Source organism: Saccharopolyspora elongata (genome assembly GCF_004348985.1).
GTDB classification, from domain to species: Bacteria; Actinomycetota; Actinomycetes; order Mycobacteriales; family Pseudonocardiaceae; genus Saccharopolyspora; species Saccharopolyspora elongata.
The window spans coordinates 1-13,586 of record NZ_SMKW01000144.1; the positions used below are offsets into that span (position 1 = coordinate 1).

The window sequence follows — 13,586 nt, forward strand, 5'->3', positions numbered from 1 at the left end:
CTGCCCACCGAAGATGTCGACGTAGAACTCTCGCGAGACGCTGACGTCACGCACGGTCAGGAAGTGCGTCACAACCAGCCCCTGCTGTGGTGCGGGGAAATCGTCATGGTCCGTCACTGGTGTCTCCGCGCTCGTGGAGCAATGACCGTCCCGCCGGTCCTGAGCCGCTGCCCACCGCCTTTCATCTTGGGCTGCATCGCCGAGGTGTGCGACTGCTCTCGGAAGTCTGACGCCGCAGATGACGAAGTGGGGCGCAGTGCGCAACGAAAGTCACGCCGGGTCGAAAGTGCGCACGACTACGCGGTGTTTGCCGCCCCGAGTGCGTTCCATCGGCTCGTCGGTCGTCAGGTCGATGTCGACTGCGCTGCCCACCAGGCGTCGAACTTCGCCGAGTATCATCGAGCGCTCGTCCGCCTCGAAACCCGGTTCGACATCGAGACGCACCAAGACGCGCCCGGGCTCCGGCTGGACGAGCTGGTAGCGACGCACGTGACGGGCATCGAAGAAGCATTTCCCGAGCGGGTGCATGGAAACGTGCTTGCCGTTCGGCAAATGCAAGCTGTCGCCCTGCCGACCGACCACCCGCTCCAGGAATGTGCCTTCCGTGCCGCATGGACATGTCGCCGCGCCGAGTACGGCCCGGTCCCCGATCCGGTATCGCAGGAAGGGCAGCGCCCGGGCGTGCAGGTTCGTCACGACCACGTCACCCTCCTCGCCCGGTCGACACCGGCGGCCGGCGTCGTCGAGGATCTCGACGATCGATACGTTCTCGGCTAGGTGAAGCCGACCGAGCGAGCATTCTTGCGACATGATGCCGCCGTCGTTGCACCCGTACTGGTCGTGCAGTGGCGCCTCGAAGGCTTGCTCGATGCGCTCGCGCCAGGTCGGGAACAACAGCTCGGCCGTCGTGACGATCGCCTTCGGCGGCGACACGCGCACACCGGCTTCCAGCACGGCGTCGGCCATCGCTGCGACATGGCTCGCGTATCCGTACCAGAGCACTCCCCGCGCACGCCCCGCCGTGAGCGCGCGTTCCAGGCTCGTCTCCGGGTCGATATGGCATCCCGCTGCGGAGACCACGCGCCCCTCCAGGAGAGAGCGCAAGCGAGACTTCAAACCCTCGCTCGCGGACTGCAACGAGGGTGGAGAACCCACCATTACCAGGCGGTCTCCGTAGCGGTATCCGGTGCGTTCCCAGAAGTACAGGTTCGCCGCGTAGATCTGCGTCCAGGCGCGCTTGTCGAGCGGGTACTGGAACGGGTCGCCGGTACTACCACCGGTCTTCTTGGCGATGTGCGGAATGTCTCGCCAGCCCCGGCTCAAGAAATTGTCCATGCATGACCGCATCATCGCCTTGTCGACCACGGGGAGCTCGGCGAGGTCCACCCCATCCACGTCCCGCCCGGCCAGCGCGTCACCGTAGTACGGCACCTCTTCCTGGGCGTGCCGCAAGACAGCGCGCAACCGGTCCTGTTGCCAAGATCGCCGCTTTTGCTCGGGCCACGTGAAGAACTCCGGCAACCATCGGGCGGTGCTCAGATAAGGCGCCCGCACAACGGGCTCCACAACGCTGCGTGTAACGGCAGAGACAACTCGCGGGCGCAAGGCGGTGCGCAGACGGAGCAGGGACATCATCCGGCCTTCCGGGCTGTTCGATCAGCAAGTCTTTGTGACACGGGCAGATTCAGCTCTCTGGTTCTCGGACCGGACCGATCAGGGCTCCGTGGATCGGTAGCGCGCTACGACCCTGGTGAAGTCCCAGTCGCGCTGGGGGATCCCGCTCCCCGCGTCATGACTCGGGTCGCCGGGACGGTCGCGGTTGACCGCCCAGAAGGTGAATCGGCCGAGGCGTCGGTCGTTGGCGTAGTCCAGGAAATTGTGGAAGTCCGCCAGCCGCACGGTTTCCTCAAGCCCACCGTTCTTGGACGATATGCCGGCCTTTTGGTACGCCTCTTCGATCGGTATTGCGAAGGCGTCGGCGATCTCCGACACGAGCCCTTCGGTGGCCGAGATCGTATCGCGGGTCATGTCGGTGCCCCCGAAATTGAACGGCATGATCGTGAAGACGTCGACGTTGGCGCCGAGCTCGTGCGCTCGTCGGATGAGCCGCTTGCCGAGGTCGCTCGGGCCGGTGCGTTCAGTGGGGAACACCAGGGTCGTCTTCAGTCCGGGGTTCCGCTGCTTGAGGATCTTCAGTGCGCCGAGTTCGCGGTCTTGCGCTTCATGGGATTTGAACTCGCCCTTCTCGATGTCGACGTCGACCGCTTTGAGCTGGTAGGCGTCGATGACCTTCTGGTAGGCGTTCGCCAGGGACTGCTCGTTCGGGCACACCTCGCCCAGCTTTCGCCCCTCCTGGGCGCTGCCCCCCATGGAGACGACGACGTCACCACCCGCGTCGCGGATTCTCTTGATCTGAGTGGCATCGTCGCCGTCCAGCGGCCGTTCGCCGTCCCATGCGGGATCGCAGCCATTACCGGAGAGGATGAAAGCAAGAGTGAACGCCTTGACGCCGGTTTCCTTCATCACCACAACCGGATCAGGAGGGTTGCCCCACCCGAAGAAAAGATATGGTGATGAAGTCACCGTGGCCGTGGTTCGGGGAACGTTGTTGCTGTGCGTTCCGCACGAGATGAACGCCCAACCGATCACGATGGTCATGAAAAGCGCGCGCATCTTCGGCATGATTCGATTCTCGCCTGTCGTCATGAGGGCCGCCTGCCGCGTCACCACATGGACGGTCCGGTAATCGGGGGTACTCATTCGGTGGTTCCGCCAACCGGACCTTCTGCGCGAGCCGGATGTGAAGCTCTGGCGGGTCGGCCAAGATCCTTGTTCTGCCGGCGGCAGCTCGATGTAACTCGATCAGGCTGCGATTTTCGGTTTCTAGTAAGTGGATCTATTTCGCCCACGCAGGATGCGTGCACCGATTCCGCGAGTATGGCTCGTCTTCCGTCGTCGTGGTCACTTTGTGCGCCCGCAGTCAGGCGTGCAGGTGACGGCGCCGCGTCCCAATCAGAGGTTCGCCCGCTCGTGGGTGGACGGAACCGCGCTGACGCTGTGCGACAGATCGGCGGAGCATCCACTTTGGTATTGCCGGCCAAGCAGATCTCCGCATGACGTTCAACGATGGCTCACCGGATCCCTGTTGCGTCCCAACCGGTTTCTGGAGGCTTGCATGGATCGAACGGACAGCATGAGCGTTGCAGTAGTGGGTTACGGCTACTGGGGTTCCAAGCACGTACGCGTTCTCAGCACGGTGCCCGGCGTGAAGGTGGTGGTCGTCGACCGAGATCTCGGGCGGTTGGCCGAGGCCCACCGCAACTTCCCGGCGGCGGGCACAGCGGTCGAGCTGGACGAGGTTCTCGCCGACGTGCACGCGGTGGTGGTGGCAACTCCACCGTGCTCGCACGCGCAGATCGCGCTGCGCTCCGTGCTCTCAGGAAAGCACACCCTCGTCGAGAAGCCGCTGGCGACCTCGATCGAGGACGCCCGAAGACTCGTCGATGTCGCCGATGAACGTGGCGTGGTGCTCATGACCGGCCACACCTTCGAATACAACGCCGCCGTGTGGAAGCTCAAGGAGATCATCGATTCCGGCGAGCTGGGGCGGGTCCTCTACATCGACACCGCGCGGCTGAACCTCGGTCTTTACCAGCGGGACGTGAACGTCATCTGGGACCTCGCACCGCACGACCTCTCGATCATCTCGTTCCTGATGGACGAAACTCCGGCGTCGGTCACCACGTGGGCCCACCATCACGTCGACGGGCGACACGCGGACGTGGCGCACGTGCGCCTGGAGCTGGAGAAGTCCGGGACCTACGCCTTCGTCCACGTCAGCTGGCTCAATCCGCAGAAGGTCCGCCGCGTGACGGTCGTCGGCGACCAGAAGATGGCGGTCTACGACGACACTTCCGATGAGGACCGGATCCGCGTCTACGACATCGGCGTCGACTCGCACGGCCTCGATGATCCGGCGGACGCGTACGCGATGCCGATCACCTACCGCTCCGGCGACATCGTCTCGCCGCACGTGGCGTTCCGCGAGCCGCTGCTCGTGCAGGACACCCACTTCATCGACTGCGCACGCACCGGCCGAGTTCCCAACACCTCCGGTCGGCGTGGTCTGGAGATCGTCCGGGTGCTCAGCGCGTCGGACCTGGCACAGGTCACCGGTCGGCCGGTACGGGTTCTGGACGTTCCGGCACAGCGCTCCGCCGATGACGTGGAAGCCCCGCAGCTGTTCGCGGAGCCGGCTTGCGGAGAGATCGTGCAATGAACGGGAACACCGGGGCGGTCCCCTTTCTGGACCTCGTGGACATCAACGCCGACCTGCAGACGGATCTGGAAGTGGCGTGGAAGGCGGTCCTCCAACACGGCCGGTTCGTCGGCGGGCCGGAAGTCGAGCGGTTCGAGACGCAGTTCGCCGCGTACTGCGAGTCGCGCAGTTGCGTCGGTGTCGCCAACGGCACCGACGCCATCGAACTGATCTTGACCGCGCTGGGCATCGGAGGCGGCGACGAGGTCATCGTTCCGGCGAACACCTTCGTCGCCACCGCGGAAGCGGTGCGTGCGGCCGGGGCGCGACCGGTATTCGTCGATGTCCGCCCCGACACGCTGCTGATCGATCCCGCGGCGGCAGCCGCAGCGGTGAACCGACGTACTGCTGCGATCATCGGGGTTCACCTGTTCGGCCAAATGGTCGCTGTGCCGGCGCTGAGCTCGCTCGCTGATCGCTGCGGTCTCGCGTTCATCGAGGACGCGGCACAGGCGCATGGAGCGCGCTACAGCGGGCACGCCGCCGGAAGTGTCGGCCGCGCCGCTGCTTTCAGCTTCTACCCTGGGAAGAACCTCGGCGCACTGGGCGACGGCGGCGCCGTCGTCACCAGCGACTTCGAGTTGGCCGACCGGGTGCGGCGCCTCGCGAACCACGGTCGAGCCGCGCACGACCGGCACCGCCACGAGCTGCCAGGCCGGAACAGCAGGCTCGACAGCATCCAGGCCGCAGCGCTGTCCTTGAAACTCCCGCGGCTGGACTCGGACAACGCGCGTCGGCGCGAACTCATGCGCCGGTACTGGGAATCGCTGCCGGTGTCCTTCGCGCCGGTCGCCGTGGACCCCGCAGCCGAGCATGTGCACCACCTCGCGGTGGTGCGGACGTTGCGGCGGGAACAGGCGGGGGCGGCGCTTTCCGCGGCCGGTGTGGGGTGGGGCGTGCACTACCCGGTTCCCTGCCACCTGCAACCGGCTTTCGCCGGATGCGGCGAACGGCTTCCCGTCGCCGAGGAGGCGGCCACGCAGATCTTGTCCCTGCCCATCTCCCCGACGCTCGACGACGGCGACGTCGTACGGGTTTGCGACGCATTGCGAGGTGTCTGACCTTGACCGAAACCCACCACTCCAACGGCGAGCCGGTCAACGTTCAGCGCTCGGACGCCGCACCGGTGACGACCGGTGCCGCGTCCATCAGTCCGCTCCTCGGCGCTCCGGAAGACCGGCGGACCCCGCCGCCCGCGCCGGAAAGCCGGGCGTGGTCCGCACTGCTGGCCAACAAGCGGCGACTGCTGGGCGTATCTCTGCTGATCGTGCTGCTCGGCGCCGGCACCGCATTCATCGGGGCCCTGGTGTGGCCGCCGGTGTACGCGGCGCGCGCGCAGATCCTCTTCGAGATCGGCGAGGAGAAGTCGACCGGATTCCTGCGCGAGGACCGGAGTCTGACTACCCAACTGGTGCTGCTGCGCAGCAGGCAGGTGCTGGGGCCAGTCGCAGACCAGGAGCGGCTTCCGGTGGAGGAATTGGAGAAGGCGGTGACGATGTCGCTGCTGGACAGCAGCGAGGTCCTGCAGGTGGAGGCCAGGGCTGGTGCCCCCGACGTCGCCCTGCGCCGGACCCGGGAGATCGTCGACCGCTACCGGGACGTGGCGAGAACCAACAGCGAGTCCGGAGTGGACGGTTACGTGCTAGGGAACCTCGCCGATGTCCGGGCGCAGCTCGCCGAGGCGAACGCGCAGGTCTCGCGAGAGCGAGCAGTACCCGGCTCGCCCTCGCTGGCCGCCGCCGAAGCTATGGCGCAAGGCCTGCAGCAACGTGAGCAGCAGTTGCAGTCGCAGCTCGACCAGCTCGGCATGACCGAACTCGCGCGGTCCGAACCCAAGGTCGTCGTGCCGGCCTACTCGGTGACCGACCCCGTCAGCCCCCGCCCCATGTTCGCCACTGCAGCCGGAGCGCTCACCGGACTCCTGGTCGCAGCCGTCACCGCTGTGCTCCTGGTCCGCCGGTGGAGCACTCGGTGAGTGCTCGCTCCGTGCTGCGCGCCGACCTGTCCCGACCAGCCGCCAGGAGAACGGTGCGGCGTTCTGCCGTCGTCTCCGGCGGAATCCTCATCAGCCGACTGACCGGGCTGGTCCGGGTCGTCGTGGTTGGCGCGGTGCTCGGCCCGACCTACTTCGCGAACGCGTTCGTCGCCACGAACATGGTCCCCAACCTGACCTACAGCGTGATCGCGGGGCCTGCGCTCGCTCTCGTGATCGTCCCGACCGTGGTGCAGGTGCTTGCGCGCGGCGGACCAGACGCGGCGATCAGGCTGCTCGGCCGGGTCAGCGGATTCCTGCTGATCGCTTCAGCAGTGCTGGCCGGCATCGTGGCGCTCTCCGCGCCAGTGCTCGGATGGTGCCTGAGCCTCGGCATCCCGCAGCCCTCGCTCCGAGAACAAGCCGAGCAGACGGCAACAGTGCTCGTCCTGCTGGTCGCCCCACAGGTCGTGCTCTACACAGCGGCAGCGCTGGGAGCCGCTGCTCAGCAGGCCCGCGAACGCTTCACGCTGGCGGCCGTGGCTCCCGCAGCGGAGAACGTTGTGCTCATCGCCGCCGTAGTCGTGGTAGGTGTGCACTGGGGGCCGGGCCTCGATGTCGCGGAGATTACCGCTGGCCCGTTGGTCGTTCTCGGGCTGGGCAGCACCCTTGCCGTGGCGGTGCACGCTTGCCTCCAGTTGTTCGGGGCGTCCAGGGCGGGGCTGCCGCTGCGCCCGTCGTTGCGCTGGCGACCGGACCCGGAGGTGGCGTCCGTCCTGCGACGGCTGCGCAATTCGATCAGCCTGCCCCTCACGCGATCGGTCGCGCTGTACGTGCTCCTGGCCGCCGCGTCGACTGTGCCTGGCGGAGTCATCGTGGTGCAGAGCGCCTACACGGTCATGCAGGTCCCGACCGCGTTGGGGGCACGGGCAGTGTCGACCGTCGTCCTGCCCGGGATGTCAGCCGCAGTCGCACGCGACGACCACAGCGGTTTCGCCGCGTCGTGGCGACAAGCCTTGACACTCGCGTCGATCACCAGCCTGCCTCCGCTGCTCCTGCTCACCGCGCTCGCACACCCAATTGCCAGCATGCTGGCGAACGGGCAGTTGCACTCGGACAAGCTGATCGACCAGCTCGCGGCCTGCCTCGCGGTGATCGCAGTCGCCCAGTTCGCGGCCAGCGTGCACATGGTCGGCCTCGATGCGCTGTTCGCGCAGCTGAACACCCGCTGTCCGCGGGTGGCCAGCTACGCGCTCCTGGCCGCGTCGCTCACCGTCACCTTCGCCGCACTGCTCGTGCCGGACGACCAATCCCGCTTGGTGGTGCTGTGTGCGGGCCTGCTGGCGGGTGAGCTGGCCGGAGCGGTGACCGTGCTCTTCGGTCTACGAGCCGCGTTGCGGCCCGAACGCTGGATCGACCACGCACAGATCGCGCGGGCTCTTCTCGCTTGCGTCTCGATGGTGCCGATCGTCGCTTTCGGCCGCTGGTTTCTGAGCACCGGCGAGATCAGCCGGGCTGGAGGTGTGATCGCCCTCGGCGCGTGCGGGCTGGTGGCGATCGCGGTCTACGCCGGGGCGGTGCGCATCAGCTGGATCGGACGATGCCCATGAGCGTTCTGCTGCCCCGACGCGACGGGATTTCCAGCAGGATTCCGGACCGCGCGGAAAGCCTGCTGATAGCCCAGACCGCCTTGTGCGCATCGCTGGCGGGACTGGCCATCGCCGTGGCCGGACCGCTGGTCGCCGGACTGCTGGTGGCCGCAGCGCTCTTCGCCGCGGCCGCGTACCGCCCCGTGTTCGCGACCTATGCCTACCTGCTGACCTTGCCGTTTCTCGCGGGTATCGACAGGGGCACGCTGGTGCCCGGAGCGCGGCCGAACGAGGCGTTGTTCGCCGTGCTGGTGGCCGGGGCGTGTCTCGGTGGCTGGTTGCGGCTGCTACGTGGTGACCCGATCCCGCTGCGCCTCCGGCCGCTGGACGTTCCGCTAGCTGGTTTCGTGGTGCTCAGCACGGTGTGGCCGATCGCGTCGATGATGCTGCGCGGCGCCGAACCACATGGCTCCGATCTAGTGGCGCTGCTGCCGATGTGCAAACTCGTGGCGCTGTTCCTGCTCGTCCGGTTGACCGTGCACACCGAGCAACAGCGGCTCCGCTGCATCCGCCTGGTGATCTGGCCGACCGCTGGGTTGTCGATAGTGGCGATCTTGCAGACGCTGGGTGTCGAACCGGTGCTGACGTTGCTGAGCGCGTTCTGGCATGCGAGCACGAGCGAGGCCAGCGACCGCGGCACGGCGACACTGGGGTCCTCGATCGCGACCGGCGATTACATCACCGTCGGGCTGGTACTCCTGCTGTACTGCGGCACTCGCGGAATCCTCGGCAAGTGGGAGCGGATCGGGCTCGGTGTCCTGCTCGGTGCCGGCGTCCTAGCAAGCGGGCAGTTCTCGACCTGGATCTCCGCACTCGTGGCCGGGGTGCTGATCCTGCGCCGCTACCCGCAGGTCCGGCAGCAGGTGGCCAGGTTCCTGCCGATCGCGGGGATCGCCGCACTCGTCGGCGCGCCCGCGTTCCTCGGCCGCATGGCGGACTTCACGCAGGGCTACACCGTGCCCCGCAGCTGGCTCGGCCGGTGGGACAACCTCACCACCTTCTACCTGCCGCAGCTGGCGGACGGGCACTTCGTCCTCGGGATCTCGCCCGACTCGGTGCTCACCGCCCCGGAGACCTGGCGGGACTACATCTACCTCGAATCCGGATACCTGTATTTCCTTTGGGTCGGCGGGATTCCACTGCTGATCGGGTTCGTCTGGCTGTCGGTCGCGGTGCTGTGCGGGACCAGGCGGCTGGCCGCGCGTCCCGGCTCGGTAGGGGCGTGCGCGGCAACGCTCGAGGTCGCTTGGTGGATGGTCCTGGTCCTGTCGCTGATCGACATCCACCTGGTGGTCCGCGGGTTCGGCGATCTGCTGTTCGTTCTGCTGGCGATCATGTCTGGGAGGCTTGGTGATGACGAGCACGGCACTCAAGATCCTGCTCTCGATCGGTCTCGCACAACATAGGAGACCGACACCGACGGTGCGGGCGGAGCGCACCCCGGAACCGTTGACGCCGTGCGGTCGGCGACCTCGGTGGGAGCGGTCCGTGGTGCGCGGGATCGACGTAGTCGGTGCAGCCGTCGGGTTGGCCGTTCTTGCGCCGCCGATGCTCATCGTCGCCGGCATCATCCGCCTCGCCAGTCGGGGCCCGGCGTTGTTCCGGCAACGCCGGGTCGGGCAGGGCGGAAAGCCGTTCACGCTCTACAAGTTCCGCACCATGCGCCCGGGGGGCAGCGACGAACCACTGCGCGACATGATCGCACGCGAGTTGCGCGGCGAGGACACTTCCGCCGGCGGCAGCTTCAAGCTGGACCGCGATCCGCGCATCACCGCGGTTGGATCTTGGCTGCGGCGCACCAGCCTCGACGAGTTGCCGCAGCTGCTCAACGTGCTGCGCGGTGACATGGCGCTGGTTGGCCCCCGTCCGTGCCTCGAGTGGGAGGCCGCGATGTTCCCACCGGAGTTCGCCGAGCGGAGCGCGGTGAAACCCGGGCTGACCGGGCTGTGGCAGGTCAGCGGTCGCAGCACCATGGGCACCTTGGACATGCTCCGTCTGGACATGGTCTACGTGCGGTCCCGCAGCCTGCAGACCGACCTCGGTATTCTGGCCCGGACCCTGCCGTCGATGCTGCGCGGGGACGGTGCCCGATGACGACGCTCTTCGTGGCGACCACGGGCGGTCACCTGGCCCAGCTGCACAGCCTGTCCGAGCGGATTCCCGCGGACGGTCCGGCGGTGTGGGTGACCAGCCGCAACGAGCAGAGCACGTCGATGCTGGCAGACCGGAACGTCGTATACGTTCCGCCGGTCGGATGCCGCAGCGTGCGGGGAGTTCTGCGGTGCCTGCCGATCGCGCACCGGCTGTGGCGTGCCCGGGGCATCACCCGGGCCATCTCCACCGGTTCCGGCATCGCACTCGGTTTCCTGCCCTACCTGGCCGCGCGCGGCGTGGAGGGCCACTACATCGAAAGCGCCGCACGGGTGAACAGCCCGTCACTGACCGGAAAACTGCTCCGCTGGGTTCCCCGGGTCCGGGTGTACACCCAGTACCCGCACGCTGCCGCCCGCGGCTGGCGCTACGGCGGCAGCCAGTTCGACGTCTACCGGTCAACCACCGCAGACCGCCCGCGGGGAGACCGGTTGCGCGTGGTGGTCACGGTCGGCGCATCGACCTTCCCGTTCCGCCGAATGATCGAATCTCTGGTGCCGTTGCTCGAGCCGGACGGTGCGCTGCACCAGGCGACCGGTCTACCGGTCGAAGTTCTTTGGCAGACCGGTCCGGCGCCGGTGGACGACCTGCCGATCCAAACCAAGCCGTACCTGCCGATCACCCAGCTCGCGGAGGCGCTTTCGTCGGCCGACGTGGTGATCAGCCACTCCGGTACCGGGTCCGTGCTGCTGGCGTTCGATGCGGGGAAGGCTCCGGTGGTGGTCACCAGGGAGCGCCGGTTCGGCGAGGCGATCGACGACCACCAGCGCCAGCTCGCGACCGAACTCGGTCGCCGCGGCCTGGTACTGCACCGGGAACTCGGCGATATCACCGCCGATGACCTGCTGGCAGCTCGGTCCACGGCGGTGGGAACGCTGCGGGAGCCACCGCCGTTCCAGCTCTCCCGGACTCCTGCGAAGACCCTGATGCGCAGCGCGACAACCGAAATCGTCACCGTCGACCCGCGGAAGGACTCGCGATGGGCCGAACTCGCCGCTGGTCCGCAGGGCAGTGTGTTCACCTCGCAGCCGTGGCTGGAAGCACTGTGCCGGACGTACGGGTTCACCCCTGAAGCTCGCATCGCGGTGGACGCATCGGGAGCGGTAGTCGGCGGCTTCGCCTGGGTCCGCATCCACGACATCCGCGGCGAACGGCTGTGCAGCCTGCCGTTCTCGGACTGGGCGGACCCCTTCGCTCCCGACGAGGCCGTCTGGCACCGGCTTACCAGCGGGATCTTCGACCAGGACCTCCCAATTGCGTTGCGGTGCTTGCACTCCGAAGCCCCCGTGCGGGATCCGCGTCTGCGTGAAGCGGGCCGGCTCGCCTGGCACGCGACGCGGCTGGACGCTCCTCTGTCCGAACTCCACCAAAGGATCTCCGCCACCGCCCGCCGCAACATAGCCGCAGCCGAGCGGAACGGCGTCCGGATCACCGCCGACACCGGGGTGGAAGCGCTGCAAAACTTTCACCGGATGCAGGTCCGGCTGCGCAAGCACAAGTACCGAATGCTGGCCCAGCCGATGGAGTTCTTCGAGAACATCTGGGAGCAGTTCCACTCCGACGACTCGGTCGTGACCATGACAGCGCGCGTGGGCGACGAACCCGTCGCCGCCGCGGTGTTCCTGCAGTGGAACGGCGTGCTGCACTTCAAGTTCGGTTCGTCATTGCAGGACCGGCTGCAACTGCGCCCCAACGACGCGATCTACTGGGCCGCGATCCGCTGGGCTGCGGATCGCGGGCTGCGGCTGGTCGACTGGGGTGTTAGCGACCTCGACCAGCCAGGGCTGCTGCGCTTCAAGCGGAAGTACGCCGACGACGAGAAGCAGGTCGTGACCTTGCGCTCACCACGCGGATCATCGACTGCACGTTCCGAAGTGGACGATCTGCTCGGCGAAATCACCGGTCTGCTCACCGACGAATCCGTCTCCGATGACATCACCAGGAAAGCCGGCTCCCTGCTCTACCGGTACTTCTGCTAGGAGGATTCATGCAGCGCGATGACCGATCAGCCGTGAACACGAAGCGTGCCGTTACACCTCCACGGACGAACGCAGCCGGGAAAAGCCAGGACGAGGTGATCGGAATGTCCGGTGCACGAGTTGTCATCGTGGGCCAGGGCTATGTGGGTCTCCCCGTCGCCATGCGCGCCTGCGAGGCCGGATTCGACGTCGTCGGTCTTGACGTCGACGAGGACCGCATCGATCTGCTCCAGAGCGGCAAGTCCTTCATCGACGACGTGGACGACGAGCGACTCGCTGCCGCTCTGGCAACGGGCCGGTACCTACCGACCACCGAGCACGCGGAACTGCTCGGTTTCGACTTCGCTTCGGTCTGCGTTCCTACCCCGCTGCACGACGGTGCACCGGACCTGAGTTACATAGAAGATGCCGCCCGCGCGTTGTCCACGCACATCTCGCCCGGCTGCTGCGTAGTGCTCGAGTCCACCACCTATCCCGGGACCACGGAGGAGATTTTCGTACCGATCCTGGAGTCCGGTTCAGGACTGCGCGCAGGAGCCGACTTCTACGTCGGTTACAGCCCAGAACGCATCGACCCGAGCAACCCGACCTGGAAGTTCCACAACACGCCCAAGATCGTGTCCGGTGTGGACCCTGAATCGCTGCGCGTCGTCCGCGACTTCTACGACCAGCTGGTGGAAGTGACCGTTCCGGTGCTAGGAACTCGAGAGGCGGAACTGGCAAAACTTCTGGAGAACACCTTCCGGCACATCAACATCGCGTTGGTCAACGAACTCGCGGTTTTCTCGCACGGACTCGGGGTGGACGTGTGGTCGGTCCTCGATGCAGCGGCCAGCAAGCCGTTCGGGTTCATGCGCTTCTCACCCGGCCCCGGAGTCGGCGGGCACTGCCTGCCGATCGACGCCTCCTACCTGTCTTGGCAGGTGCGACGTTCCCTCGGACAGGAGTTCCGATTGGTCGACGTCGCCAACGACGTCAACAAGCACATGCCGGACTATGTCGTCGCACGCGCCACGGAACACCTGAACCGGCGCCGCAAATCCGTGAACAGCAGCGACGTCCTGCTGATCGGGCTGACCTACAAGGCGAACTCCGGCGACGCACGCAACTCCCCGTCGATGGCCGTGGCCGAGCGCCTCGTCCGGCTCGGCGCCGACCTTCGCGCGGTCGACCCCCTCATCGACCCGGACGAAGTTCCGCCACACGTGCGGCTGGTGGGGTTCGATGCCGACCAGATCTCCCAGTCCGACCTGATCATCGTGCTGACCGACCACGACATGCTCGACTGGGCGCTGCTGGAGCGCTACGCCGACCGCGTGCTGGACACCCGCAACCGGCTCCGCTCTCCGCAGGTGGAACGGTTTTGACCACGCTGGCCGTGGGAGGAAAGTGGGTGCGCCACGAGCGCGGAAGGGAGTTCGATGTAGGTAGGGCTTCTTGATGTGGTGCTGTGCAGGTGATGAAGGTGTGGCCCTTCGGTGTCGCCCTGCGGGGGGAGATACCAAACCGCCTCATGC

Annotated in this window: 10 protein-coding genes; 8 read left to right on the forward strand and 2 right to left on the reverse strand. The window is 67.0% G+C overall.

What is annotated here, in order from left to right:
- Nucleotides 1-270: 270 nt before the first annotated feature.
- A complete protein-coding gene (locus tag E1288_RS44470) occupies nt 271-1,521 on the reverse strand; it encodes a phenylacetate--CoA ligase family protein (RefSeq protein ID WP_132495143.1) in 1,251 nt (416 codons plus the stop codon).
- 192 nt (nt 1,522-1,713) lie between these two features.
- Entirely contained in the window at nt 1,714-2,760 is a 1,047-nt protein-coding gene (locus E1288_RS44475; protein WP_235884251.1) for a chitinase, read from the reverse strand.
- 433 nt (nt 2,761-3,193) lie between these two features.
- Here E1288_RS44475 and E1288_RS44480 point away from each other — a divergent pair, with 433 nt between their 5' ends.
- The 8 genes from E1288_RS44480 to E1288_RS44515 all read left to right on the forward strand — a co-directional run bounded on the left by E1288_RS44480 (nt 3,194) and on the right by E1288_RS44515 (nt 13,436).
- Nucleotides 3,194-4,279, forward strand: a complete 1,086-nt coding sequence (locus E1288_RS44480) for a Gfo/Idh/MocA family protein (RefSeq protein ID WP_165968611.1) — start codon at nt 3,194-3,196, stop codon at nt 4,277-4,279.
- Nucleotides 4,276-5,379, forward strand: coding sequence for a DegT/DnrJ/EryC1/StrS family aminotransferase (locus E1288_RS44485; RefSeq protein ID WP_132495145.1), 1,104 nt, complete (start codon nt 4,276-4,278; stop codon nt 5,377-5,379). The genes E1288_RS44480 and E1288_RS44485 overlap by 4 nt, the downstream gene beginning before the upstream one ends.
- 2 nt (nt 5,380-5,381) lie before the next feature.
- Nucleotides 5,382-6,293 (forward strand): GumC domain-containing protein, encoded by a 912-nt coding sequence (locus E1288_RS44490; RefSeq protein WP_132495147.1) that lies wholly within the window; start codon nt 5,382-5,384, stop codon nt 6,291-6,293.
- A complete protein-coding gene (locus E1288_RS44495; RefSeq protein ID WP_165968612.1) occupies nt 6,290-7,900 on the forward strand; it encodes a lipid II flippase MurJ in 1,611 nt (536 codons plus the stop codon). The genes E1288_RS44490 and E1288_RS44495 overlap by 4 nt, the downstream gene beginning before the upstream one ends.
- Nucleotides 7,891-9,345 (forward strand): hypothetical protein, encoded by a 1,455-nt coding sequence (locus E1288_RS44500; RefSeq protein WP_235884252.1) that lies wholly within the window; start codon nt 7,891-7,893, stop codon nt 9,343-9,345. Before E1288_RS44495 ends, E1288_RS44500 begins: the two co-directional genes overlap by 10 nt.
- Before the next feature lie 82 nt (nt 9,346-9,427).
- Nucleotides 9,428-10,033, forward strand: coding sequence for a sugar transferase (locus E1288_RS44505; protein WP_235884253.1), 606 nt, complete (start codon nt 9,428-9,430; stop codon nt 10,031-10,033).
- Nucleotides 10,030-12,069 (forward strand): GNAT family N-acetyltransferase, encoded by a 2,040-nt coding sequence (locus tag E1288_RS44510; protein WP_132495151.1) that lies wholly within the window; start codon nt 10,030-10,032, stop codon nt 12,067-12,069. The genes E1288_RS44505 and E1288_RS44510 overlap by 4 nt, the downstream gene beginning before the upstream one ends.
- 104 nt (nt 12,070-12,173) lie before the next feature.
- Nucleotides 12,174-13,436 carry a nucleotide sugar dehydrogenase gene (locus E1288_RS44515; protein WP_165968613.1) on the forward strand — a complete coding sequence of 421 codons (1,263 nt, stop codon included), beginning with the start codon at nt 12,174-12,176 and terminating at the stop codon, nt 13,434-13,436.
- The last annotated feature ends 150 nt before the right edge of the window (nt 13,437-13,586 follow it).